The sequence below is a fragment of the Ekhidna sp. genome (assembly GCF_965228795.1).
Lineage (GTDB): Bacteria > Bacteroidota > Bacteroidia > Cytophagales > Cyclobacteriaceae > Ekhidna.
In genome coordinates, this window is sequence record NZ_OZ245839.1 from 1,013,255 (window position 1) to 1,037,316 (window position 24,062).

Below are 24,062 nucleotides of genomic sequence, written 5' to 3' on the forward strand. Positions count from 1 at the left end.
CTTCATTATTCTTGAATCATTTCTTGCTTAGCTAAGGAGATTGGAATATTTCCAATGCTATTCAACGTATCAAAGAAGCCTTTCAACCTGAAAGGCTTTTTTTGTTTCTCGAGACTCAGTGCGTAGGCCATCATCGCATCTTCCAAAAGGTATTTCCCAGTAATGTAACTGGTTCCATACCCCGGCTGCCTTAGATACAAGTGTTGTTCAAAGATGAGGAGTTCTTTTTCTGTTTTCATCCAGCCTCTTGGAGTGTATTCTGAATGAATCTTTCCTGCTTCCTCCATCGTCATTTCATTGGCATGAGCATATAGTGATCCAAGACCTCTTGCTGCTCGCTGAGCGATCATTATGTAAACGATCTCACGAACTCTCGGATCGTCATCATAAAGACCGGCATCCATGAACATTTCTTCTACTGCAGTAGCAGTTCCCTCATTACGACTATCGAAGATATTGTAAAGTAATGGGGCTCTTCTGATCGGACTTTCGTGGGGCTCAGTATCCATGCGTGCCAGTTCAAACCAGTGATAAAAATGAGAGTAGAGTGGTCGTGGATCATGGTGTGCAGTGATCCAGAAAAAATTTCGGGTTTCTTCCGGCACAAATCCTCCAAGATGTTCCCTTAAAGCCGGATCGAAATATTCTTTAACTGTCACTATGGAATCTTTATCCAGAAATTCAATCAAACTTTTTGCAGCCCGATCAGCTAACGCGTCATAGGCTTCCGGCGAATCAACCGGCTGAAGCTGAGGCAGCTTTCTGTTTCGGTGTTCCTCCAACTTAAGAGCAGACCATGCTCGGGCCAGTTCGCGCTTAAGAATCATCACCTCATCATCCCATGTTAGCGGAACCAGATGTACATTTTGTAAATACCAGGTATAATTTTCCTTTCCAATACCGGATGGCCCTGTTTTGAACTCAACCTGATCTTTTAGCCAGCCAATTAATTCGTCTGTGGATGCTTTAGCTTCATCAATAGCTGTAATCAATTCTTGATCTTCCTTAATTCCATCCCAACCTTTGATCATCGTTAGGTTTTCACTCTGAAACTCTATGGTGCGTATTCCGGCGATCCAGAGGTCTCGAGCATTTCCGGTAAGATTGGATTTAGCCTGTTGATTGATGGCAGGGATTACTTTGAGGTCTTCAAGTAATTGGTCTCTTGCAGGAATATCTAATGGAAATTCATATTGCCAGATTTCGGTGGTAGCATGATGAGTCGGGCCCTCGTGAGCAGGAACATCACTTCTGTACATCCAAAGGGATTTATAGAAAGCAGGATCACGTTCCCACGGTTTAAGAATGCGATAATTGAAGTCATAACCATTCATTTCAGCCCAGACAATAGTCCAGTCAACCTTTTCAGGAGTAGACCAGCCGGAAGTATCCATGGCGAGTAACCGCTTTTGGAGTTGAAGAAATTCGGAATGCCTGGAATCAAACATTTCTTTACGGTAGTCCGGTGCTCCATTGTATGGAGGTGGATTTTCAAAATCTCTCCACTCCACGAATAAGCTGACCAGGTCATCATAAGATGCCTCCATTTTTTCAACTAAAAGTGGATCTGGATTTTCTGCAGACGGAGTGCACGCACTAAGCGTAACAATCAATATGAAGAGTATTTGAAAGATTTTCATCGGAATCACTGTTAGGTATCCGATAAATATAAGCTTCTTCAATCAACTTTCTTCCACCAGGGTTCGGTTTCGTCTGAATCTGTTAAAGAAATTAATTGTCCAATCTCTGGTGTGAAAAGGGGTATATCTGCTTCTTCGGCGCTTCTAGCCAGGCGATTTACTGATTCCTTCCAAGGATGTAATGCTAAATCAAACTTTCCCCAATGGATGGGCATGAGGAGTTTGCCTTTTAAATCAAGGTGCGCTTGAGCCGTTTGCTCAGGAAACATGTGAATTTCGCTCCATGCTTCATTGTATGCACCACATTCCATAAAGGTCAAATCAAATGGTCCATACTTCTCGCCGATTTCTTTAAATCCCGGAAAGTATCCGCTATCACCACTGAAGTAAATGCTTTTTTCTTTGCCCAAGATCACCCATGATCCCCACAGGGTTTTGAATCGATCTCCAAATCCTCGTCCCGAAAAGTGGCGGGTTGGGGTGAATGCTAGTTTTAATCCCTGGATAGAAGTCTCCTGCCACCATTCCACTTCGACAATATTTTCTTTTGGAACCCCCCATGATTCAAAATGGGCACCTACTCCGAGCGGGAGGTAGAATTGATTTACTTTTTCCTTAAGCAACTTTATAGTAGCATAATCGAGGTGATCGTAATGGTCGTGGGAGATCATTACCGCATCGATTTTGGGAAGGTCTTCTATACTCGGGTATTCAGTATATGGAAACCTTTTGGGCCCCATGAAGCTGAACATTGAAGCTCTTTCCCCTTCCAGCACAGGATCGATTAACAATGTCACTCCATCCACTTTGAGGAGAATGGTGGAATGACCAAACCACGTTAAATGAATGGAAGAGTCATTCGCATTGCTAAAAGCACTCTTGTCAAAGGGTATGGTTTCAATCGTACTTTTTGGGTACTTGTCTGATTTATCTGCAAATAGATAATGGGCAAGCGTCTTTCGCAGGTCTGTAAAAGACATGCTCATTTTTGTTTCTACCGTATTTTGAAAGATGCCGTCTTGGAAGTTAGCGGCTTTTTTAGCTCTTTCGAGTCGGTCCCCTTGAAGGTTTCCACCTATTTGTGGAGCAGTTTTAAAATAAACATATACTGCTCCAGCAACTAGAAGGATTATGAAGATGAATGCAAGCATGACTCGTTTGAGTATTTTCATTAAATCGTAATCACGCTTACTAAATAAAAGGATGTTGAGAGACATCCTAGTTCAGCATTAAGATTCCTTTTTCTTTTTATCGTCAGGCTTAGGCTCCTCTGGCTTTTCATCCACTATGTTGCCGAATTCATCAACATAGGCGATCATATCATCCAAATCTCCACCTTTATTATTGTTTTCCTGACGCTCCTTTTTCTTCTCCTCTTTTTCTTTGCGCTTTTGCATGCGCTTTTTCACTTTCTGATTTTTGATAAAACTGTTTTGAGATCTTCCCATATAGTATGTTTAAATGGTTTTGATGCCAAATTGAGGCTCATACCATTTTTCCATCTGACACAAGATCCAATTGACATGCTTAAAACTTAAAGGTACTTAAATGCTGACAGACCAAAAACATGATCCTGTAATACCATTCAATACCTTATTTATGATCATGACCTAATCAATTAGTCTGGCCATGATTAATTAGGCAGATATTATCTTCTGCTTCTTTTTTTTCCTCCCCTGCGGAAGTCCTTTCGTGCTGAATTCCGATCTGATCTGACCTTCTTCTTACTCTTCTTATCCTTTCCTGGACTGTCGTTATCACGGTTCATCCGAATATCACGACCATTAAAAGTTACACTTTTGAACCTAGTTACTACTCCTTTATCGTATCGTTTATCAAGCTCAAAATATGAGTGATTTTGCTTGAGCTCTACCGAGCCGAGGAATTTCTTATCCACCTGGCCTATCTCTGACACAAAAGAGACGATCTCGCCTTTATTCATGCCATCTACGCTTCCCAGGTTAATAAAATACCGATTGAACTTAGAACGATCTCTTCTTTCTGGGGATCCGCCGATCGATTCATTCAAGTCAGACTCTTCCCCATTCATTACAAGTGTTTCTAATTGTGATGAAATGAGTTTTTTCAGAATGTCGTCCTTGGACAAACCATCAAATTCATGCTTAATGCTTTCGTAAAGTTTTTCGCTTTTAGGATCAATGTCAGCATTTTTGATTGAGTCAGACCAGTTAGCTAGTCTTCCTTGCTGAATAGAACCTGAATCTGGCACTTCTATTTGCTCAAATTTGACATTAATCTTTCGCTCAAGCGCCTGAATTTTTTTGCCCTCTCTTGGATTTATAAATGCGAGTGAAACACCTTTCTTCCCTGCTCTACCGGTACGACCACTTCGGTGGGTATAACTCTCTAATTGATCTGGTAACGTATGATGGATCACATGTGTCAGATCATTCACGTCAATACCACGTGCTGCAACATCTGTTGCTATAAGCAGCTGCATGGATCTGGACTTAAATCGCTTCATAGCAGCATCACGCTGCTGCTGGGACAATTCACCATGAAGGGGCTCTGAGCTATATCCTAGATCATTTAATTCGTCTGCTATTTGTTGTGTTTCACGTCTTGTACGACAAAACATGACTCCTCGCATGTCCGGCTGAATGTCCAGAAACCTACGGAGTGCAGCTACTTTGTTGGCAGACTTGGTGATGACATACTGGTGAGTGATGTCTTTGTTACTTTTTTCTTCACGATTTATGGTGACCTCTTTGGGCTGCACCATGTATTTATTGATGATCTTCCTGATTTCAGGTGGCATAGTTGCCGAGAACAACCAGGTTGATTTTGTATCAGGAGTATGGGTTAAGATTTCATCGATGGCTTCTTTAAAGCCCATATTCAGCATTTCATCAGCCTCATCAAGCACAACATAGCTGATGTTATTCAACTTGATCGCTTTTCTTTTGATCAAATCAAGTAAACGGCCAGGAGTTGCAACGACGATTTGGGTAGGTTTTCTTAGTGCTTTGATTTGGTTAGTGATAGCCGCGCCACCATAAACAACTTCCACATTGAGTTCTTTGTGCCCTTTTGAGAAGTCAACCAATTGCTTGGCTGTCTGCTGACCAAGTTCTCTGGTTGGAGCCATGATCAGGGCTTGCGTTGTAGGATTGTCTGAGTCAATCAATTCGATAAGCGGTAGACCAAAAGCTGCAGTTTTACCTGTTCCGGTTTGAGCCAGGCCTATAAAATCACACGGATCGTTTTCTAGAAGTAAAGGAATAGCCTGTGTTTGAACAGGGGTAGGGGTTGTAAACCCCAGAAGATCAAGGGCTTGTAATGTTTTGGGCGAAAGCCCAAGAGTTTCAAAAGTATTCAAGAACGTATTATTATTAAATGAGGCGCGAAGGTAGCTTTTATTCTGCACAAAGCTGTTGAAACAGAGATAATTAAAATTTTATTCGTTGGAGTGGCAGCCAATTTAGATCAATAGTGATATATTTGTAAGTGATTACTCACTTTATGACAGAAAAGCAAGAAAAAATAGTATCATCGGCGCTTCGGTTATTTGCAGAGCAAGGCTATGCATCCACATCCACTAGCAAAGTGGCTAAGGAAGCTGGTGTTTCGGAAGGATTGATTTTCAGGCACTTCAAAAACAAGGAAGGTCTATTGCAGGCAATTCTTTCACAGGGTCAGGAAAAAGTGAGTCACATGTTTCGGTCTCTCGAATCTGTAAATGACCCTAAAGAGGTTATCCGAAGGATTATAGAATTACCATTCAGTATAGAGGAAGATCAAAAGGCCTTTTGGAAGCTATTGTATGCATTGAAATGGCAAGCAAATGTCTATGATGACACCATGTCTATTCCAATCAAGCAGGTTTTGGTACCTGCATTTGAAAAACTGAATTACTCAAATCCTGCTGCCGAGGCTGAATCAATCCTGATTTTAATTGATGGACTTGCAGTAGCCGTATTGCTTCGAAAACCTGAACAAATCGGCGCAATCAAGCAAAGCATTTTAAACAAATACCACCTTTAAAACATTTATATTAAAAATAAGTGATTACTCACTTTAAATATTAAAATTATGAACAATAAAAAAACAGCCTTAATAACCGGAGCTTCTTCCGGTATTGGAAAAGAACTTTCACACATCCACGCTGAAAAGGGTGGTGATCTGATCATTGTAGCCCGAAGCGAGGGTAAACTGAAAGAGCTCAAAGAATCATTAGAAAGTAAACATGGTATCACTGTTCATGTGCTAGTAAAAGATCTAGCCAACCCTGGAGCCGCTAAAGAGCTTTATGATGAAGTGAAAAAGCAGGGGATTGAAGTGGATTATCTGATTAATAATGCCGGGTTTGGAGGGGTAGGAAAGTTTCATGAACGAAACATCGAGGATGATATCAATATGATCAATCTGAACATTTCAGCTCTTGTTTCACTAACCCATCATTTTTTAAATGATTTTGTTGCAAAGAATGAAGGTCGGATACTCAATGTTTCATCGACAGCCAGCTTGATGCCGGGTCCTCTGCAGGCCGTTTATTTTGCCACTAAAGCGTTTGTTTCATCGTTTAGCAATGCGCTAACCGAAGAGTTAAAGGACACAAATATCACTGTTACCAATTTAATGCCCGGAGCGACAGATACTGATTTCGGTAAAGTTTCCGGCATGGACAAAACGGATCTCTTCAAAGACACGGTCAGTGCCAGGAGTGTAGCGGAGGATGGATATAATGCCATGATTCAGGGAAAAATGGATAAAATCTCCGGATTGAAAATTGCGCAAAAAATCATGATGTCGTTTCTTCCAATCACTCCTAAGAAAATAGTAATGAGTCAGGTAAGGGATATGCAGGAAGTGAAATCATGAACTGATTGATAAAGCTTCATAGTGGTGAAAGGAGGAAAGCGTTAGGTCACTTTTCTATTTAGTGAGTGTTTTGATTTTATTTAAGTAATAATTTCGGAATCCATTGAATCGTACCCACATGATGAAAATACTATTTTCCATTATTGCACTAGGAATCTTCACCACTTCTTTAAATGCACAAAGGCTTAGAGATTACGGAATTGAAATAGGAATTTTCAAGACAGGGAAAGAAAATGCTATTACGGATGTGCCTGGAGTCAAGGTAGGTCATACTACACTGATTAAAGGTGATTCGATTCGAACGGGAGTTACTGCAATTATTCCTCATTCGGGTAATGTCTTTCAGAGGAAGTGTCCGGGTGCTATTTATATAGGAAATGGATTTGGAAAACTGGCAGGAATCAGTCAGGTAGAAGAGCTCGGTACCATAGAAACTCCAATCGTACTTACGAATACGTTGAGCGTTGCAACGGGCATCAACGCCCTTATTACATATACTCTGAATCAGCCTGAGAATAAAAAGGTGCGTTCTGTGAATGCGGTTGTTGGAGAAACAAATGACGGTTATCTAAATGATATTCAGGGTAAACATGTAAAAGAATCAGACGTCATTGACGCATTAAACTCAGCTGCTTCCGGGCCGGTAGAAGAAGGAAATGTAGGAGCCGGTACAGGTACTCGGTGTTTTGGATACAAAGGAGGTATAGGCACCTCATCGAGGAAATTACCTGAGTCATTAGGTGGGTATTCAGTTGGAGTACTTGTTCAAACCAATTTTGGAGGCATCCTTGAAATTGCCGGCGCTCCGGTTGGAAAAGAGTTAGGTCGATTCCCCTATAAAAATGCTATTGAATCGTCCGATGGATCGTGCATGATTGTGGTGATTACAGATGCGCCTGTTTCAGATAGAAATTTAAAACGGATGGCTAAACGGGCTGTGCTGGGGATAGGGAAGACCGGGGGTATAATGTCCAATGGAAGTGGAGATTATGTGATTGCTCTTTCAAATCATAAGGATAACCTTGTTCCTTACCAAACTGATAAAGAAACGCATACCCATACATATGTAAGAAATGATGATATGACTCCTCTTTTTATCGCAACAATAGAAGCCACAGAGGAGGCTATCCTAAATTCATTATTTGCCGCTGAGTCCATGACTGATAGAGATGGAAATCAAACATTTGCTCTTCCAAAAGAGGAAGTGATTGATATTTTAAAAAAATATGGACGTCTTGCCGACTAAAAATGGAGTAGGATAAGTTAGTCATCAAAGTTGTCATGAGATGTATTGTTCGATAGCTTTGATAAATGCAGAACGACCAAGGCTATCGAGTGTTCTTTATCGTACCTCCTGAAGTTCATTTGCTGGATGTAAGCGGACCGATTCATGTGTTTTATGAGGCGACTGAATATGGCGCTGATATTGAATCCGTTTTTATTTCCATCAATAACGATCATTCGATCAAGTCAAGTGCTGGCATTGGGCTAAATAATCTGAAACCTTATTCAAATCATCAACTCAATCAAAATGACTTCATCTTTATTCCGGGATTGGATGCTCGTCTGATATTTGATGAGGAATTTCAGAAATCTATGAATCCATTTTTTGAATGGCTGCAGATTCAGAGAAATAATGGTGCCAAAATCTGCTCTGTTTGTACAGGCGCTTATCTTTTGGCGTTTGCCGGAGTGATGGACGACATGGAATGCACCACCCATTGGAAGTACACGGATGATTTTAGGAAACGATTTCCTAAGTCAAAGCTTCATAAAGATCGACTATTTGTAAAGGATGGTAGCATTTACTCTAGTGCAGGAATTTCATCCGGGATTGATTTAGCACTATATATCATTGAAGAGCTTTATGGACCCTTTTTTGCAACTAAGATTGCCAAGGAGATTGTGGTTTTCCTAAGGAGAACTGAGGATGATCCGCAGTTAAGCGTATTTCTGCAGTATAGAAACCATATTGAAAATCGGATTCATAAAGTTCAGGACCATCTGGCTCAGCACTTAAGTGACAAACAGAAAATTGATGACCTTGCTGTCCTTGTTCATATGAGTCCAAGAAACCTTACCCGATTGTTCAAAAAAACCACCGGAATCACTATTGGTGAATATCATGATAAACTTCGAATAGAACGAGCGATGCAGCTTTTGGCCAATGGTCAGAAAGTAGATGCCGTCAGTAATTTGTGTGGCCTAAGTAGCAATCAATTGAGAAGCTTACTTAAGAAACACTCAGACATCCTTCCCTCCACTTTGTCCTGATTCTGCGCTTGATTGTCCTTTTGCTTCCTACGGAAGCTTCATAGCTTTGAAAAAAACTCAAAAGAGACTATGAAAAGGACAATTTTAAACGTATTTATTCTTCTAGCCATTCTTCAGCTATCTGCTCAGGTACAGGTATCTCAACAATACATTTGCCCGCCATGCGGAAGTCATTGCGATGAAGCAGTTCATGATAAACCCGGTGTTTGTTCACATTGTAATATGCTTTTAATTCGAAAAGATCAATCCAAAACGATCGCATTCTACTTACAAGATGGTGTAGAAGTGTTGGATTTTGCCGGGCCAATGGAAGTATTCTCCTATGCCGGATACAAAGTGTTTACGGTTTCGAAAGATAAGGATCCCATAAAATCACAAGGAATTCTTACAGTCACGCCGGATTACAGCATAAACGATGCTCCTGAGGCAGATATACTTGCCTTTTTTGGAGGTAATGCACGATCTGCTTATGCTGATGAATCTGTGATTAATTGGATAAAGAAACAGGAGGACATTCAATATCATTTTTCCGTTTGTACCGGTGCATTTGTTTTGGCAGAAGCGGGTATCCTGGATGGGAAAACCGCCACTACTTTTCATAATGCACTTGATGGACTTGAAAATAATTACCCAAAGGTCGATGTAAGAAGGGACGCCAGGTTTGTGGATAATGGCAATGTGATCACTACGGCTGGAATTTCAGCAGGAATTGATGGTGCGTTACATTTAGTTGCTAAGCTACAGGGATTAAATGCAGCCAAGCGCACAGCCTATTACATGGAATATGATAATTGGGTGCCGGGTGATGGCTTAATTCTTTCTGAAGATAATCCTTATAAAACTTCAGGTATAAACCTAAGTGAATACACGGGATTATATGAATTTAAGGATGGAGCTAAAATAAAATTTGAATTCAGTGAGGGAGATCTGAAGGTTTTAATCGAAGATATTTATTATCCGATTTTTCAAGAAACCAATGATCTTTTTTCAGATGCAGATGGAGAGCCCATTTATTTCGAAAGAGAGGGAGGAATTTTAACCGGATACCGTCTGGAGCCTGATGGCAAACTGTTCAGGAAGTTGAAATGACAATTTCAACGCTTTAGGAACTTCTCCAGCATTTTTTCAAATTTTCGGGAAACCAATGAAGGGAACCATTTTTTGAAAAAATAAGCTCTCCTTGCTTCCTTGGGATGAATGATGTGGAATTTACCGTTTGCAGCATGTTCCAAAACAATTTGCGCCATTTCTTCTGCATTGGTTGTAGAGTGGTGCATTTGTTTTTCCGCAAAGTGCACAAATGCCTGAGAGCCTTGTGCCTGACTCATGATATTGGTCTTGAAAAAGGTGGGTGTAACCACACTTACGTGGATGCCTCTGGGTTTTAATTCGTGATAGAGCGTTTCGGAAAGTGAATAGACGGCTGCTTTAGAGGCATTATATGCCGACATGCCCGGGGCATTCATAAAGCCTGCAGCACTTCCAATATTAATGACCGTTCCATTAGACTGTTCGATCATCCAGGGGACGAAATAATGACAACCATAATACACACCCATAAGGTTGATCCGAATCATGCGCTCCCATAAATCCGATTTATAATTCTGAAAGAATTCTCCATCCCCGATACCGGCATTATTGATAACTAAATCTATTTGAGAGGTATTTTTCCTGATCGCTTCTACGGTTCGTTCGTAGGATAATTTATCGCTTACGTCAAGCTCATAGGTGAACACGTCTTTAGCTCCCTTCAATTTGATTTTCAGTTCTTCAAGCGAAGCGATGTTAATGTCAGATAAATGGAGAGACCATCCATTTTCAGCCAATAATCGTGCAAATGCCGCACCTAGTCCGGATGCTGCACCGGTAATGAATGCTGTTTTGTTTGGATACTTATTGTTCAGTTTTTTCAAAGAGGTCATCGATAAGTAATCAAGTTTCGATCATGTTCCAAGTGGCTGTAATCGTTGTAGGTGCTTAATGAAAGTCCATTCCTTCCAACGAGTATTTTGGTTACACTGCTATTTACTAGCCTTCCCTGCAATTCGACAAATTGTTCGTCTTGCAGAGATAAGAGTTGAATCAAAATCACTGAAATAGGTCCACCAGAAGTAAATACCCAGGCGTTTTCACCGCTCTTCAATTGATCAGCTAATTCTTTCAGTGCATTCCAGCTATTCTCTTTGAATAATTGCCATTCCAGAGCATATTCCTTCTCGCCTTTGATCCAGTCAGCAATGGAATTATTAAGTATCTGCTGCAAGGATCGCATGGGATTTTCTTGTTGTTTCAAATGATCACCAATTGCATTGTAATCTGTAAAACGGGGATTGTGCTTGACCAGCAATTCCATGTGGTCGTATTCGTTCCAGCGATCATCTACAGTAAATGATAATTGTTTCCCGCAGCTTACCAAACAGAGATCTGCTGATTTTCTATGTCTGACCAAAGAACCACTTTTGATTTTCGATACGGTTTGATTTCGTTCCTTTAGTGCATTTCCCAGAAGTTGAGTTTGTTTTGCTCCAAGATCTGAAAGCTGGTCATAATCTTCTTTTAGAAAACCGGCCTGACCATGACGAATTAGGTAGATCACTCCCATAGCTATCGCTTTTTCTTGATTACGTTTTCACAGGTCTTGATCAGATAGATAGAAATCATCCAGAAATTCTTAAATGCCTCATTTTTTGTAAATCCCTTGGAGTACCGATAATATATCTGCTGAGCAATGCCTGCAAGTCTAAAGAGCCCATACACCCGATAGAAACGAAAATCATCAATTTGTAAGCCGGACTTTTCAGCATAATAATCGATCACCTCCTGTCTTTTCATCATTCCCTGTGTGTTGCTTGGTTGGCGTCTCATCGATTTGATAAAAAAGTTATCATCATCATGCACCCAATAAGCCAGGCTGCTTCCAAGATCCATTAGTGGATCTCCAATAGCTGCTAACTCCCAATCTAACACTCCAACAATGTTTGCAGGATCGTTTGGATCAAGCACCACATTATCTAAGCGAAAGTCATTGTGAATGATACACAAACGCTCCTCTGTTGGCATGTTTTGCTCCAGCCACTTCATGACTTTTTCCCCGGAGGGAACATTCCAGGTTTTTGCATCTGCATATCGTTTATTCCATCCTGTGACTTGTCGTTCTACGTATCCTTCACCCTTGCCCAGGTCATCCAGGCCATGTTTCTCATAATCTACCTGATGTAGCTCAATCATTTTATCCCAAAAAGACAGACAAAGCTTTTTCACTATATCAGGACTCCAACCCACCTCTCGAGGTAGACTTTTTCTGGGAATCATGCCCACCAGCCGTTCCATCAAATAAAAAGTGGATCCCAATACGTCATCATTTTCGCAAACAGCGATCATCTCAGGGACATAGGTGTAATGCGGTTTCAATTTCTTTTGAAGATGATATTCCCTTGGCATATTATGCGCTCCTGCCGCCTTCTTTCCTAGAGGAGCTCTTCGCAAAATGATGTCCCTGTTGTCAAATTGTAGTCTATACGTCCAGTTAGAAGCTCCTCCGGAGAATTGAGTAACATTCGGACCTCCCTCCAAACCCTGCACATGCTCATTGATCCATGGAAGAAGTCGATTCATGTCCAGTTCTTCGCCTGGGCGTTGATCTTTCTCCATGACTATGAAAGATATTTTTTAAACTCTAACCGAGAAATCATTCGTTGGTGTACTTCGTCGGGACCATCTGCCAGCCGAAGTGCGCGAGCCTGAATGAAAAAACTGGTCAATGGGAAATCATCTGAAAGGCCGGCTCCTCCATGAATCTGCATAGCCATGTCTGTCACTTCCTGCAATACATTTGGCGCTACCACCTTGATCGCAGAAATTTCGGTCATGCTTTCCTTAACTCCCACCTGGTCTATTTTCCAGGCAGCATAGTGTGTAAGTAACCTGGCCTGATCAATGTCGATGCGGGCTTTTGCAAATCGTTCGGAGTTACCACCTAATTGGGCCAGCAACTTACCAAACGCTTGTCGGGTGCCACTCCGAATAATTGCAAGCTCCAGAGCTCGTTCTGCAGCACCAATGCACCGCATGCAGTGATGAATTCTTCCGGGTCCTAACCTGCCCTGAGCAATCGCAAAACCTGCACCAAAATCCTGGATGAGATTTTCCTTGGGTACCCGTACATTTTTGAAATGCACCTCCCCATGACCAGCCGGCGGATCGTATGCGCCAAATGTGGTTAGCATGCGCTTGATTTCTACACCGTGGGTAGCCAGCGGTACCAACACCATGCTGTGTTGTTGGTGCTTGTTCTCAGACCCTTTCGTCTTCCCCATCACAATAGCCACTTTCGCATCGGGGTGTCCCAGCCCTGTAGACCACCACTTTTTCCCATTGATAATAATGTCCTCTCCTTCTGGTTCGATAGATGTCTCAATATTGGTGGCATCCGAGGAGGCTACATCCGGCTCGGTCATGCAGAAGACGGATTTTATCTTACCTTCCAGCAATGGTTTGAGCCATTGCGCTTTTTGCTCGTCACTTCCAAAATGATAGAGCACTTCCATATTTCCGGTATCTGGGGCATTGCAATTAAATATCTCAGCAGAGTTGTACACTCGCCCCATCTCCTCCGCAAGGGGAGCGTATTCCAGTACACTCAGACCCTGACCTAACTCTGGGTCTGGTAAAAACAAATTCCAGAGTCCCGCTTCCTTCGCCTTGGTTTTTAGGTCTTCAAGCTTTGGGTGTTCGGTCCATTTTTGCCAATTACCATCGACATTGTGTTCCTTATGGTATTCAATGTATTCCCTTTCGAAAGGAAATACATACTCTTTCATAAAAGATTTGAGTTTTTCAAGATATTCTTGGGATCGTTGTGAGGGTTGAAAATCCATATTGTGTGGCTAAAACTTTCGAAGCATTTTTGAAGTCATGAATGGCATTAAAAGCTTAAAGAAAAACCATGGCCAAAACGGGACATAGGCGTTCGCTTTTTCTTTGTTGATTGCTTTTACAAGAAGCTTTGATCCTTTATCGAGACTGATTATAAATGGAGGTTTCTTGCCAATATTATCTGTCATTTCAGACTCGATGTAACCGGGAAAAATGGACGATACTTTTATGGGTTTTTTTAATACATCAATTCGGACACCTTCTGCCAGACTTTTAAGTCCTGCCTTCGTTGCTGCATAAACGGTCATTGCAAAAGGATAACCCCTGAAAGCTGACATGGATGAAATAGCTACCAGATGCCCATGGTTTTGCTCTCTGAAAATCTCCATAGCCGCTTCCATTTGGCTGATTGCTCCGCAAAAATTGGTCACTGCGGTTTGCATATTGGCTTCAGCGTGTCCTTTTCCCAGTGATGCTCCCTTCCCCATTCCTGCATTCACAATCACCCGATCCAGTTGTTCTCCAGCATCATGAAAATCCTGATTAAAACCTTTAAAGACATCAAATACTTGCTGGGCATTGGTGACATCCAGTGATCTTAAATAGACTTTGCAATCGGGATTGATTTCATGAAGTTCTTTTTTCAACGCCTCCAGGTTTTCGACTCTTCGTGCACACAAGGCCAGGTTGCATCCTTGTTTCGCAAACTCCTTTGCCATGCCTTTGCCAAGACCGGAGCTGGCACCCGTTATCAATATGTTTTTTCGTTTCAATTCAAGTCATTTTTAGAATGACTTTCAAAATAATTCTAATCCGCTTAAAAGCATACAGATGGTCAGATTAATTAGAAAGGATAGATCGTGATATCCGATTATTCACCGATCTTTCGATAAGACTTCACCAATTTTTCTGACGGTAGAATCTAACTCTGTTATCTTTTGACTCAAGTCTATGATCTGCTGATCCTTGTCTTCTATTAACTCGACGATCGCCATCATATTAGCGATAGGAGCTCTTACTAAATGAGCATTTATAAATGAATATTCCAGATCACGTTCATTTTCGATTCTCAGTTTTTCAGTTCGTTGATTAACCAATTTCTCGAGATTTTGATGGATCAATTCGATCTCTTTATTATAATCCTGAAGTTCTGCAGTCTTAATCGAAAGGGCTTTATTAAGCTCATTGTTCTGCTGATTCTGAACTTCTAGATCATGCTTTTCATTGTCCAGAGCTACTTTGAAAAACAGCAATAAAAACGTGAGAATAAATAGGTTTAAATGATACTCAAAAAAGAGCGACTCGAAGCGGGCAACTCCTGTTACCGGAAAAATATCAGAAGTAATGATGAATAGAAGAAGCACAAGAGCAATTGAATAAATGTACCTGGCTGCACCTTTGGTGAGAAGAATAATTAATGCTGATAATACAGGAAAAGAATAGGCAGCACCGCCTTTAATGCCCTCAGCAGTTGACCAGAAATAAATAAAACCCCCAATTAGTAACGCACAAAAAATATTAATAATTATTGGCCTAATACTTTTGAATCTGCATAAAAAATAAAATGTGAGACATATTCCCAGAAGGACAGAATCTAGAAGAATGTAATTAGTTTCAAATTGATAGATAAGGTCAAAAATGATGCTCGATCCAAAGTATGGAATTCCAAACAAAAGGGCAGTAATAAAAAGCCTGTCCTCAACATCTTCACTAAGCGCCCATATTTTGAATTTCTCAACGAACCCCATCCACCTTCTTGTTTAGGTTTTCAATCTGGACCTTAAGACTATTACCTGACTTAACAAGCATGTCTATTAAAGGCTGATTTTTAGTTTTACTCTTGAGTGTTTCCACCAAATTCATTGATTCATCTACACTTTTTATAAGGTCATTTGACATAAGAGAGAGGAACTTTTCTCTTTTTGCTTTCTGATTATTAAGTGCTTTGGTCTTTTTGGTCACTTTATCGTCTAAAATAAGCGCCAGCTCTTCCAGGGCTTTCTTTTGCTGAATAAGGTTATCCTGGTTTTTTTGAAGTAGCGTTGATTTGTTTTCAAGCTCTTTTTGATTCCTTTTCAGTGTGTTCCTTCGTTTGGTAAATACATGTTTAGCATAAAAAGTAATTCCGATGATACCGAAAGAGGAGAAAATAAAATTCAAGTCATTGGTGTGATTATTAATGAATACAGGATTGGTTTTCATTATTATAAAAAGGCTTACTAACACCCCACCTATTAGCAGAGCAGAGAAATAAACAGGTAGTTTACCTCTGAGCGTGAAATTGATGAATATTAAACCCACAAAGGTGTTATTCTCTATTCCTTCCTGAAGTCCATTGGCCTGATGAAAGGTGTATATGAAAAGTCCTGTCAATGGGATATAAAACAGCATTAAGATCCACCTGAAGCTTAGCTTATACTTAGTTGCCAACAGTCCATATATAAAAACCAAAGTGAAAAGAATGTCTGTGATTAAATCAGCACTAGGGCTCGGTTCCATGAAATCTCCAATCACTGCAAGTATGGATCTTAGCAATCCTAAAGAGCAGGCAAGCAGCAATACATTTTGCTCAAAAGGGTATTTGGGTGATTCTTTCAAAGAGTTAGGGAAGTATTCCAGGATAATTTAGATAAACCCCTGATCGATTTCAATCAATATCGATTAATGCGTCAATTTGGCTGATCAAAATAATGTGGAATAAAAACACTTAAACAAGATGAACTAAACGTACGTTTAGAAAGGAAAGGCATCTCAAATGAAGTATCTAACAATTATATTCATATTGCTGGCAGGTGGAATACACGCTCAGGTCAAATTCAAAACCCTCCAGTCTTTTGATGATCAGCCATTGAATTTTAAGATGGATCGATTTAGTACGAGGGAGTATCTGCCGTTGCAGATTAATCTTCCCGATCAATCTTTGATAACACAGGAAATAGATATTTCGGATTTTAGTATTTTGACACCTCATCAATACAATCTAAATGGCTATCCCATGGCGGATCTTTCAAGAATGAATGATATGCTTTTAGGGACTTCTTTTTCGAATACCCTGCAAATGGGAAGACAGAAAATCCAAACGACATACATTTTTGATATAAATGGGAATCTAATTGATTCTCAAACCAGCTTTTCAATTGGTAAAAAGAACAAATAATCCACAGGTATTATCGTTTTAGGATGTTGGCCAGCTTCCGAATTACTCTGTCTAGGTTATTCGCATTTGCCTTTAACTCTTCAATTTTTTCGGTATTTGCATTGCCGTCGACATGATCAACAAGCCCCATGATGTTAGTAAGTGGAGCACGGACAAGATGTGCATTTATAAATGAGTATTCAATGATTCGTTGATTCTCTCGCTGCAAATTTTCAGTGTGCCGAGCGGCCACTTTCTCAAGGTTATTTTTTATGGCAGTAATGTCGCGATTGTATAATTCTATTTCAGCTGCTTTCCGACTAAGTTTTCTATTGAGGCTGGTGATTACTTTATTTTGTCGTTTTAGTGCTGTTTGTTCTTTGTCAAGTGCTCGTTTAAAGGTGGCCATAAGAACGACTACTAGAATCAGATTGATGAAAAAATCAAAGACTAATCCGGAATAGGTTATTTCCTCATTAACCGGGATTAGGTCGGAAGAAAGCACAAATACTAAACCAACCAGGCCACCGGCGAATATATAGCTGGTTTTCTTCGAGGTTATCAGTAGGATTAATACCAGAATAATTGGGAAAACGTAAGGACCTGCACCATTGATTCCACCAGATGACACCCAGAAGAAAACAAATCCAAACAATATCAGCACACAGAAAATATTAATAAGGATGTTTCTGTTTTTTGCACTTCGTTGTAACTGCAGCATCACCAAGCAAATAGCCAAAAAGACCACATCAATGATCAGAGGAACACCATATGCCTCATTGAGAAGATCAAAAATGATATTCATAATAAAATACGGTACGGCAACAATCAGTGTGATTAAAAATAACTGATGTTCCAGGCTTTTTGCCGCAATCTGTCTTCTAAGCAAATTCATTTACACCCTCCTCAATCTTGTTGCTTAGGTTAGACATTTCCTTTTTTAGATTATCTCCTGATTGAATAATCATCTGAACAATTTCATCTTCATCCTCTTTTAGTTCTTCGATGCAGTGAATGGTATTTTCAAAAGTTTCATATAATTCGGTGATTGAAAGGGATAGATACTGCTCTACTTGATCCTTATGATTTCTAAGCAATTGATTTCCACTCCTGACTTTTTCGTCTAACTGGTTTGTCAATTGTTCTAAATCCTCTTTTTGCTTGATGAGGGAATTATTCTTGTCTGTTATCTCGCTGTTTTTTTGATGAAGTGCATTTATACCTTTAGCAAGTCTTCTTTTTCTTCTGACAAATTCATTTTTCGCATACAGAATAAATGCAATCATTCCCAGTGATGAAAAAACAAAATTTAAAGGTTTGCCATTAGCTACACTAAAACTATCAAGAAAATGGAATTGATTCTCCAAAATCACCAGTACTCCCAAAACGCTTATGATGAATAAAGAATTGAGTATTACAGACCATCTAAAACCGACGGTAAGGGATATGATAATAATACTTGCATAGATGTTGATCTCCGTAGAGTGTCTGAGTCCCTCCCCGTCATAAAACATCCAAAGCATCATGCCTATAAATGGGACATAGAAAGAATACAGGAGTAAGTATGAGTGAATACGTTTAGTTATGCCAATGTAGCATCCATACATAAAAAGTATCAGCAAGCACACGTCAAGATAAAAGTCCGGACCGAGTTTATCCTGAGTCAAATCCATGATCACCTCGATAACTGCACGCAGAAGCCCTAAGCCACACGCCACGGCTAATACATTATATTCAAAGGAAGTTCTATGCTCCTTATTCAAGGTCTCTTTTGGTTAAATCAGTTAGTGACAAACAAAAACAAGGATAACAAATTATCTTTTGTTTGAATAAATCAGGAGACTTTTTCGGTAATTCGCCTGCATTTTTAGATGGATAAAACTGAATGCCAAATAATAAAACGTCATGATCAGAAAATCACAACAGCTATAAAAGCCGCCCAACCACTTTGAGCGGTGGGACGACTAAGCTCTCAGAAAAAAAGCTCACACTTTAGGTGAGCTTTAAGAATTTCAATGACATTATTAATTAAATGCTATCGATGATTTGGTTAAGGCTCTGACTTGCTCGCATTGCAGATGTAGCCTTTGCTTCATTAGGTTGATAGTACCCACCAATATCAACAGGATCACCTTGAGCATCAATGAGCTCTTTGTTGATTTTATCTTCATTAGCTGCCAATTGTCGGTAAACATCTTCAAATGCAGATTTTAATTCTGCATCCTCATCTTGATTGGCAAGCATTTCCGCCCAGTACAATGCCAGGTAAAAATGACTGCCTCTGTTATCAATCTCATTTACCTTTCTGGAAGGAGATTTATTCTCTTCAAGCAATTTGGATGTGGCATTGTCCAATGTTTCCCCCAAAACTTTTGCTCGTTTGTTGCCATACTTTTCTCCAAGATGATCAAGCGATACAGCCAGGGCTAAAAATTCGCCAAGTGAATCCCATCTGAGGTGCCCCTCTTCTACAAACTGCTGAACATGCTTTGGAGCTGAGCCTCCAGCCCCGGTTTCAAATAATCCACCACCATTCATTAGCGGAACAATGGAAAGCATTTTTGCGCTTGTTCCTACCTCTAGAATTGGGAAAAGATCAGTTAAATAGTCTCTCAGCACATTACCTGTTACTGAGATAGTGTCTTGTCCCTTTCTGATTCTGTCCACCGAAAATTTAGTAGCCTCCACCGGTGACATGATGTGGATTTCCAGACCGGAAGTATCATGATCCTTCAAATAGGTTTCCACTTTTTTGATCAATTCTGTATCATGTGCCCTGTTTTTGTCCAACCAGAAAACGGCAGGTGATCCGGTTGCTTTTGCACGATTTACTGCAAGCTTCACCCAATCCTGAATTGGGGCATCTTTAACCTGACACATTCTGAAGATGTCTCCGGTATGTACTTCCTGCTCCAGCAATACATTTCCATCGGCATCCACCACGTTCACTTTACCAGGCTTATCAAACTGGAATGTTTTGTCATGTGAGCCATACTCTTCTGCTTTTTGAGCCATCAGCCCTACATTTGGCACACTTCCCATCGTAGTAGGATCGTACGCTCCATTCTTTTTGCAGTCATCGATTACCGCTTGGTAAACTCCGGAATAGGAACGATCCGGTATAACCGCCTTCGCATCCTGAGTTTTGTTGTCTTTGTTCCACATTTGACCTGATGTTCGGATCATTGCAGGCATAGATGCGTCAATGATCACATCGCTCGGTACATGCAGATTGGTGATTCCTTTGTCGGAATTTACCATTGCCAATGCTGGCCGGGTCTCATAAACCTTTTCAATATCAGCTTCAATTTCTTTTCTTTTCGCTTCATCGAGTGACTGGATTTTGTTGTAAACATCTCCAATACCGCTAGTAGCATCCACACCAAGTTCCTTGAAAAGATCTGCATGCTTCTCAAAAACGTCTTTGTAATACACTTCTACAGCAGCGCCAAAGATGATTGGGTCGGAAACCTTCATCATGGTCGCCTTCATGTGTAGAGAGAAAAGAATATTTTTCTCCTTGGCATCATCGATTTCTTTTTCAATGAAAGACTTCAGTTTAAACATATTCATCACGGAAGTATCAATCACTTCACCGGCCTGAATGGGGAAGCTGTTTTTCAAATCCTCTGTTTCACCATCCTGACCATGAAATTTGATCTTAACGTGCGTTTCATTCGGTACTGTGGTGGATTTTTCGCTTCCGTAAAAATCACCTTCATCCATGCTCGCCACATGAGATTTAGAATCGGCGCTCCATTCTCCCATAGAGTGCGGGAATTTTCTGGCAAAATTCTTTACAGCTTTTGGTGCCCGGCGATCTGAGTTGCCTTCTCTTAATACAGGATTAACAGCACTTCCTTTTACCCTATCGTATCGACTTTTAATGTCTCTTTCACGATCATCTTTTGGCTCTACAGGATAGTCCGGTAAAGCATACCCTTGTGATTGTAGCTCTTTGATAGCTGCCATTAATTGAGGAATAGAGGCACTGATGTTGGGCAGTTTGATGATGTTGGCCTCTGGTGTTTTAGCGATTTCCCCTAGTTCCGAAAGAGCATCTCCAATACGCTGATCCTCTGAAAGAAACTCCGGAAAAACTGCGATGATTCTTCCTGCCAACGATATATCCCTGGTCTCAATTTCCACGCCGGCTTTACCGGCATATGCCTGTACAATAGGTAGTAGAGATTTGGTTGCTAAAGCCGGTGCTTCGTCGGTGTGTGTGTAAATGATTTTAGACATTGTAAATCAGTATCGTTTTAGTTTATAACTTTTTAATTCAATTTTTCTTGAGTTCATCAGCCATAGGCTGTTAGTAACTCTCTTTTTCGTTGGGGAATTTTTGGGATTTAATGTCTGAAACATAGTTTTCAAACGCCTCACTCATGACCTTATTCAGATCTGCATATTGACGAAGAAAACGTGGTTTAAAATCTTGGGTGATGCCGAGCATATCATGCACTACCAGTACCTGGCCATCAGTGTCAGGGCCTGCACCGATACCAATGGTTGGGATGGTAATTGATTCTGAAACTTTTTTAGCAAGTTTTGACGGTATTTTTTCCAAAACAATCGCAAAACAACCAAGCTCTTCCAGAATTTTCGCATCCTCAATGAGTTTTTTGGCTTCAGCGTCTTCTTTGGCTCGAACCGTATACGTTCCGAATTTGTAAATGGACTGAGGGGTCAATCCAAGATGGCCCATAACCGGAATGCCTGCAGAAAGTACTCTTGAAATACTCTCCTTGATTTCAACACCACCCTCCATTTTTACGGCATGTCCACCAGATTCTTTCATGATTCGTATACACGAACGCAAAGCCTCAGATGAACTGCCCTGATAGCTACCAAAAGGCACGTCTACTACTACTAAAGCCCTTTTCACAGCTTTCACTACCGAGGTAGCATGCCAGATCATGTGATCGAGCGTAATTGGGAGAGTGGTCTCGTTTCCGGCCATCACATTGGAGGCGCTATCACCCACCAAAATGACATCTACTCCTGACTGATCAATGATCTTCGCCATAGAGTAGTCATAGGCTGTCAACATGGATATTTTTTCACCCTTGGCCTTCATTTCTTGAAGTTGGTGGGTGGTTACGATTTTTATTTTTCCTTGTATACTCATGGCGTAAAATGGATGCGCAATTTACTAAATCACTAATGGACTATAAAATGAAGGTTTGGGTGTGGCATTTTATTTGATATAAATTGGAGAGTCTTAAATTAGTTGAAGATGAAATTACTTTCAGTGCTTTTTGTGTTTTTGGCTGCCCTAATAACTAACTGTCAGGAACAAGTACAAAGTTCAGAGGTTACAAAAATTGAGTTTGGAACAAGCTTCGGAATGTGTGCTGGCTATTGTACCCAAATCCTGAGCCTAACCAAGGGAGAAATTTCTAAAACAGTCATACCACGACTGGATGATGATCTAACAGAAAAGAGCTGTACTGCATCCTATGATGGATTCAATTTGGTCACATCAAAAATCGACCTGACGGAATTTTTAGCATTAGAAGAAACCATTGGCTGCCCCAACTGTGCAGATGGAGGCGCTGAGTGGATTGAAATTACCACTGTGAATGGATCAAAGAAAGTGACCTATGAATATGGGAAAGAGCCCGGTTCAGTAAAGTCATTCATAAAGGAATTAAGAGAACAATACGAGGTACTGGGAGAGTGTGAGTAGTAGGGGCATATATTTGAATGAACTGGCTAAATTGCGATTTCAATATTTTTCGACTTACTAATCATTTAAATCCAACTAATGAAAGCTTCATTCATTCCTGAAATACACTTACCTGTAGTTGCAGCTCCTATGTTTCTTATCTCAGGACCTAAACTGGTTATTGAGTGCTGTAAAAACGGGATTGTTGGTACATTTCCGGCACTTAACAATCGATCAACTGAAGGATTCGAGGAGTGGTTGGTTGAAATAAAAGAAGAGCTCAATAAGTGGGAGAAAGAAACAGGAAAGAAAGCCGCACCATTTGGGGTTAATCTTATTGTCCATAAAACTAACCCCAGACTTGAGGCTGACTTGGCAATTGTCGTAAAACATAAGGTGCCTTTGGTTATCACCTCGCTGGGAGCAGTTTCGGAATTGGTGGATGCTGTTCACAGTTATGGTGGATTAGTTTTTCATGACGTCATCAAGAAAAGACATGCAGAAAAGGCCGCAGAAGCGGGAGTTGATGGATTGATTTTAGTATGTGCAGGAGCAGGGGGTCATGCGGGGACATTGAACCCTATGCCGTTTATAGGGGAAGTAAGAAAGTTCTTTGATAAGACTATTTTACTTTCAGGGTGTATATCCAATGGAAGAGATGTTGCTTCCGCCATGCAAATGGGAGCGGATTTGGCATATATGGGAACACGGTTTATCAATACCAAAGAAAGCAATGCGCCTGAGGAGTACAGGCAAATGATTATTGATGCAGGCGCTAGTGACATTGTTTACACGGCAGCCATTTCAGGTGTTCATGCCAACTTTCTTCGACAAAGCCTTGAAGTGATGGGAATCACAGAAGACATGTGGAACCAAAGTGTAAAAGTCGATTTTGGAGAAGAGCTTTCTACGAATGATGAAGCCAAAGCATGGAAAACCATCTGGTCAGCCGGACAGGGAGTTACCAAAATTGACGATTCACTCTCAGTTTATGAATTAGTTAAAAGACTAAAGGTTGAATTTAAAGAAGCTTTAACGGAGCAGTCTGCGTTACTAGAAAAGTATTAATTCTTCCATTTAATGCTGCACCCAATACTCGGTTTTTGATCTTCAATTACAGGTTCATCCTCGAGGTGTGCTTCTAATGCGTTGACCAGATCATCGCCGGTTACAGGCTCAGGGTTTCCGGGAGTGCTGGCATCAAATCTGCCACGATAAATACACTTGAGATCTTCATCGAACAAGAAAAAGTCAGGTGTACACGCAGCTTGATAAGCTTTTGCAACTTCTTGAGTTTCATCAACCAGGTACGGGAAATCAAATTCAAACTCTTCCGCCTGGGCTCTTAGTCCATCAGGTGCATCCTCAGGGTAATCAGTAGGATCGTTAGAGCAAATCGCAACAAAACCGACCTTTAAATCCATATACTGTCTGGCTACAACTGCGATTTCTTCTTCAATATTTTTTACGTAAGGGCAATGCGCACATATAAACATCACCACAACTCCGTATTCCTTTCTCACATCTTCCAGGGAAAAGGTTTTTCCGGACATTACATCAGTTAAATTAAAATCCGGCGCTACTGTGCCGAGGGGCATCATATTGGATTCTACTGCCGCCATAC

Annotated in this window: 24 protein-coding genes; 8 read left to right on the forward strand and 16 right to left on the reverse strand. The window is 40.6% G+C overall.

Annotated features, from left to right (window positions below):
• Positions 1-5: 5 nt before the first annotated feature.
• The 4 genes from ACQK2H_RS04600 to ACQK2H_RS04615 all read right to left on the reverse strand — a co-directional run bounded on the left by ACQK2H_RS04600 (position 6) and on the right by ACQK2H_RS04615 (position 4,980).
• Entirely contained in the window at positions 6-1,640 is a 1,635-nt protein-coding gene (locus ACQK2H_RS04600) for a hypothetical protein (protein ID WP_425390295.1), read from the reverse strand.
• Positions 1,641-1,678: 38 nt separating this feature from the next.
• Complete coding sequence (locus tag ACQK2H_RS04605) at positions 1,679-2,812, reverse strand: MBL fold metallo-hydrolase (protein WP_425390296.1); 1,134 nt, start codon at positions 2,810-2,812, stop codon at positions 1,679-1,681.
• A gap of 57 nt (positions 2,813-2,869) precedes the next feature.
• Positions 2,870-3,088, reverse strand: coding sequence for a cold-shock protein (locus tag ACQK2H_RS04610; RefSeq protein ID WP_425390297.1), 219 nt, complete (start codon positions 3,086-3,088; stop codon positions 2,870-2,872).
• Between the two features lie 200 nt (positions 3,089-3,288).
• Complete coding sequence (locus tag ACQK2H_RS04615; protein ID WP_425390298.1) at positions 3,289-4,980, reverse strand: DEAD/DEAH box helicase; 1,692 nt, start codon at positions 4,978-4,980, stop codon at positions 3,289-3,291.
• Positions 4,981-5,123: 143 nt separating this feature from the next.
• Between ACQK2H_RS04615 and ACQK2H_RS04620 the strand changes: the two genes are divergently transcribed.
• From ACQK2H_RS04620 to ACQK2H_RS04640, 5 genes are all read left to right on the forward strand, one after another.
• Positions 5,124-5,645 (forward strand): TetR/AcrR family transcriptional regulator, encoded by a 522-nt coding sequence (locus ACQK2H_RS04620; protein WP_425390299.1) that lies wholly within the window; start codon positions 5,124-5,126, stop codon positions 5,643-5,645.
• A 48-nt stretch (positions 5,646-5,693) separates the two neighbouring features.
• The gene (locus ACQK2H_RS04625) at positions 5,694-6,482 is read left to right on the forward strand and encodes an SDR family NAD(P)-dependent oxidoreductase (protein ID WP_425390300.1); all 789 of its coding nucleotides are present in this window, start codon (positions 5,694-5,696) and stop codon (positions 6,480-6,482) included.
• 118 nt (positions 6,483-6,600) lie between these two features.
• The gene (locus ACQK2H_RS04630) at positions 6,601-7,728 is read left to right on the forward strand and encodes a P1 family peptidase (RefSeq protein ID WP_425390301.1); all 1,128 of its coding nucleotides are present in this window, start codon (positions 6,601-6,603) and stop codon (positions 7,726-7,728) included.
• A 65-nt stretch (positions 7,729-7,793) separates the two neighbouring features.
• Positions 7,794-8,756 carry a GlxA family transcriptional regulator gene (locus ACQK2H_RS04635; RefSeq protein ID WP_425390302.1) on the forward strand — a complete coding sequence of 321 codons (963 nt, stop codon included), beginning with the start codon at positions 7,794-7,796 and terminating at the stop codon, positions 8,754-8,756.
• 69 nt (positions 8,757-8,825) lie between these two features.
• Positions 8,826-9,845, forward strand: a complete 1,020-nt coding sequence (locus tag ACQK2H_RS04640) for a DJ-1/PfpI family protein (protein WP_425390303.1) — start codon at positions 8,826-8,828, stop codon at positions 9,843-9,845.
• Positions 9,846-9,850: 5 nt separating this feature from the next.
• Here the strand turns inward: ACQK2H_RS04640 and ACQK2H_RS04645 are convergent, their stop codons facing one another.
• From ACQK2H_RS04645 to ACQK2H_RS04675, 7 genes are all read right to left on the reverse strand, one after another.
• Complete coding sequence (locus tag ACQK2H_RS04645; protein WP_425390304.1) at positions 9,851-10,678, reverse strand: SDR family NAD(P)-dependent oxidoreductase; 828 nt, start codon at positions 10,676-10,678, stop codon at positions 9,851-9,853.
• Complete coding sequence (locus tag ACQK2H_RS04650; RefSeq protein WP_425390305.1) at positions 10,675-11,358, reverse strand: histidine phosphatase family protein; 684 nt, start codon at positions 11,356-11,358, stop codon at positions 10,675-10,677. Before ACQK2H_RS04650 ends, ACQK2H_RS04645 begins: the two co-directional genes overlap by 4 nt.
• Before the next feature lie 2 nt (positions 11,359-11,360).
• Positions 11,361-12,407, reverse strand: coding sequence for a phosphotransferase family protein (locus ACQK2H_RS04655; protein ID WP_425390306.1), 1,047 nt, complete (start codon positions 12,405-12,407; stop codon positions 11,361-11,363).
• A 2-nt stretch (positions 12,408-12,409) separates the two neighbouring features.
• Positions 12,410-13,576, reverse strand: coding sequence for an acyl-CoA dehydrogenase family protein (locus tag ACQK2H_RS04660; protein ID WP_425390307.1), 1,167 nt, complete (start codon positions 13,574-13,576; stop codon positions 12,410-12,412).
• Positions 13,577-13,642: 66 nt separating this feature from the next.
• Entirely contained in the window at positions 13,643-14,404 is a 762-nt protein-coding gene (locus tag ACQK2H_RS04665; RefSeq protein ID WP_425390308.1) for an SDR family oxidoreductase, read from the reverse strand.
• A gap of 102 nt (positions 14,405-14,506) precedes the next feature.
• The gene (locus tag ACQK2H_RS04670; RefSeq protein ID WP_425390309.1) at positions 14,507-15,379 is read right to left on the reverse strand and encodes a hypothetical protein; all 873 of its coding nucleotides are present in this window, start codon (positions 15,377-15,379) and stop codon (positions 14,507-14,509) included.
• Positions 15,366-16,229: a hypothetical protein gene (locus ACQK2H_RS04675; protein WP_425390310.1), complete on the reverse strand. Its 864-nt coding sequence runs from the start codon at positions 16,227-16,229 to the stop codon at positions 15,366-15,368. The genes ACQK2H_RS04670 and ACQK2H_RS04675 overlap by 14 nt, the downstream gene beginning before the upstream one ends.
• Positions 16,230-16,386: 157 nt before the next feature.
• On the opposite strand from ACQK2H_RS04675, the gene ACQK2H_RS04680 reads away from it, so the two are divergent.
• Positions 16,387-16,788, forward strand: coding sequence for a hypothetical protein (locus ACQK2H_RS04680; protein WP_425390311.1), 402 nt, complete (start codon positions 16,387-16,389; stop codon positions 16,786-16,788).
• Between the two features lie 10 nt (positions 16,789-16,798).
• Here ACQK2H_RS04680 and ACQK2H_RS04685 read toward each other — a convergent pair whose 3' ends face one another.
• The 4 genes from ACQK2H_RS04685 to panB form a co-directional block, all read right to left on the reverse strand.
• Positions 16,799-17,662, reverse strand: coding sequence for a hypothetical protein (locus ACQK2H_RS04685; protein WP_425390312.1), 864 nt, complete (start codon positions 17,660-17,662; stop codon positions 16,799-16,801).
• The gene (locus ACQK2H_RS04690) at positions 17,649-18,530 is read right to left on the reverse strand and encodes a hypothetical protein (protein ID WP_425390313.1); all 882 of its coding nucleotides are present in this window, start codon (positions 18,528-18,530) and stop codon (positions 17,649-17,651) included. The genes ACQK2H_RS04685 and ACQK2H_RS04690 overlap by 14 nt, the downstream gene beginning before the upstream one ends.
• Before the next feature lie 265 nt (positions 18,531-18,795).
• A complete protein-coding gene (locus ACQK2H_RS04695) occupies positions 18,796-21,012 on the reverse strand; it encodes an NADP-dependent isocitrate dehydrogenase (RefSeq protein WP_425390314.1) in 2,217 nt (738 codons plus the stop codon).
• Between the two features lie 70 nt (positions 21,013-21,082).
• Positions 21,083-21,898 carry a 3-methyl-2-oxobutanoate hydroxymethyltransferase gene (gene panB / locus ACQK2H_RS04700; protein ID WP_425390315.1) on the reverse strand — a complete coding sequence of 272 codons (816 nt, stop codon included), beginning with the start codon at positions 21,896-21,898 and terminating at the stop codon, positions 21,083-21,085.
• 108 nt (positions 21,899-22,006) lie between these two features.
• Between panB and ACQK2H_RS04705 the strand changes: the two genes are divergently transcribed.
• Together ACQK2H_RS04705 and ACQK2H_RS04710 are read left to right on the forward strand one after the other, a co-directional pair.
• Entirely contained in the window at positions 22,007-22,459 is a 453-nt protein-coding gene (locus ACQK2H_RS04705) for a hypothetical protein (RefSeq protein ID WP_425390316.1), read from the forward strand.
• Between the two features lie 78 nt (positions 22,460-22,537).
• Entirely contained in the window at positions 22,538-23,506 is a 969-nt protein-coding gene (locus ACQK2H_RS04710) for an NAD(P)H-dependent flavin oxidoreductase (RefSeq protein ID WP_425390317.1), read from the forward strand.
• On the opposite strand, the gene ACQK2H_RS04715 is transcribed toward ACQK2H_RS04710, so the two are convergent.
• Complete coding sequence (locus ACQK2H_RS04715; protein ID WP_425390318.1) at positions 23,503-24,060, reverse strand: thioredoxin family protein; 558 nt, start codon at positions 24,058-24,060, stop codon at positions 23,503-23,505. The genes ACQK2H_RS04710 and ACQK2H_RS04715 overlap by 4 nt on opposite strands.
• Positions 24,061-24,062 lie beyond the last annotated feature (2 nt).

Excerpts from the sequence above, each read along its gene's own strand:
- ACQK2H_RS04710 (WP_425390317.1), top strand. The coding sequence starts at position 22,538 with ATGAAAGCTTCATTCATTCCTGAAATACACTTACCTGTAGTTGCAGCT.
- panB (WP_425390315.1), bottom strand. The coding sequence starts at position 21,898 with ATGAGTATACAAGGAAAAATAAAAATCGTAACCACCCACCAACTTCAA.
- ACQK2H_RS04600 (WP_425390295.1), bottom strand. The coding sequence starts at position 1,640 with ATGAAAATCTTTCAAATACTCTTCATATTGATTGTTACGCTTAGTGCG.
- ACQK2H_RS04705 (WP_425390316.1), top strand. The coding sequence starts at position 22,007 with ATGAAATTACTTTCAGTGCTTTTTGTGTTTTTGGCTGCCCTAATAACT.
- ACQK2H_RS04670 (WP_425390309.1), bottom strand. The coding sequence starts at position 15,379 with ATGGGGTTCGTTGAGAAATTCAAAATATGGGCGCTTAGTGAAGATGTT.
- ACQK2H_RS04655 (WP_425390306.1), bottom strand. The coding sequence starts at position 12,407 with ATGGAGAAAGATCAACGCCCAGGCGAAGAACTGGACATGAATCGACTT.
- ACQK2H_RS04680 (WP_425390311.1), top strand. The coding sequence starts at position 16,387 with ATGAAGTATCTAACAATTATATTCATATTGCTGGCAGGTGGAATACAC.
- ACQK2H_RS04610 (WP_425390297.1), bottom strand. The coding sequence starts at position 3,088 with ATGGGAAGATCTCAAAACAGTTTTATCAAAAATCAGAAAGTGAAAAAG.
- ACQK2H_RS04635 (WP_425390302.1), top strand. The coding sequence starts at position 7,794 with ATGCAGAACGACCAAGGCTATCGAGTGTTCTTTATCGTACCTCCTGAA.
- ACQK2H_RS04695 (WP_425390314.1), bottom strand. The coding sequence starts at position 21,012 with ATGTCTAAAATCATTTACACACACACCGACGAAGCACCGGCTTTAGCA.
- ACQK2H_RS04640 (WP_425390303.1), top strand. The coding sequence starts at position 8,826 with ATGAAAAGGACAATTTTAAACGTATTTATTCTTCTAGCCATTCTTCAG.
- ACQK2H_RS04625 (WP_425390300.1), top strand. The coding sequence starts at position 5,694 with ATGAACAATAAAAAAACAGCCTTAATAACCGGAGCTTCTTCCGGTATT.
- ACQK2H_RS04645 (WP_425390304.1), bottom strand. The coding sequence starts at position 10,678 with ATGACCTCTTTGAAAAAACTGAACAATAAGTATCCAAACAAAACAGCA.
- ACQK2H_RS04660 (WP_425390307.1), bottom strand. The coding sequence starts at position 13,576 with ATGAAAGAGTATGTATTTCCTTTCGAAAGGGAATACATTGAATACCAT.
- ACQK2H_RS04685 (WP_425390312.1), bottom strand. The coding sequence starts at position 17,662 with ATGAATTTGCTTAGAAGACAGATTGCGGCAAAAAGCCTGGAACATCAG.
- ACQK2H_RS04605 (WP_425390296.1), bottom strand. The coding sequence starts at position 2,812 with ATGAAAATACTCAAACGAGTCATGCTTGCATTCATCTTCATAATCCTT.
- ACQK2H_RS04620 (WP_425390299.1), top strand. The coding sequence starts at position 5,124 with ATGACAGAAAAGCAAGAAAAAATAGTATCATCGGCGCTTCGGTTATTT.
- ACQK2H_RS04630 (WP_425390301.1), top strand. The coding sequence starts at position 6,601 with ATGATGAAAATACTATTTTCCATTATTGCACTAGGAATCTTCACCACT.
- ACQK2H_RS04650 (WP_425390305.1), bottom strand. The coding sequence starts at position 11,358 with ATGGGAGTGATCTACCTAATTCGTCATGGTCAGGCCGGTTTTCTAAAA.
- ACQK2H_RS04715 (WP_425390318.1), bottom strand. The coding sequence starts at position 24,060 with ATGGCGGCAGTAGAATCCAATATGATGCCCCTCGGCACAGTAGCGCCG.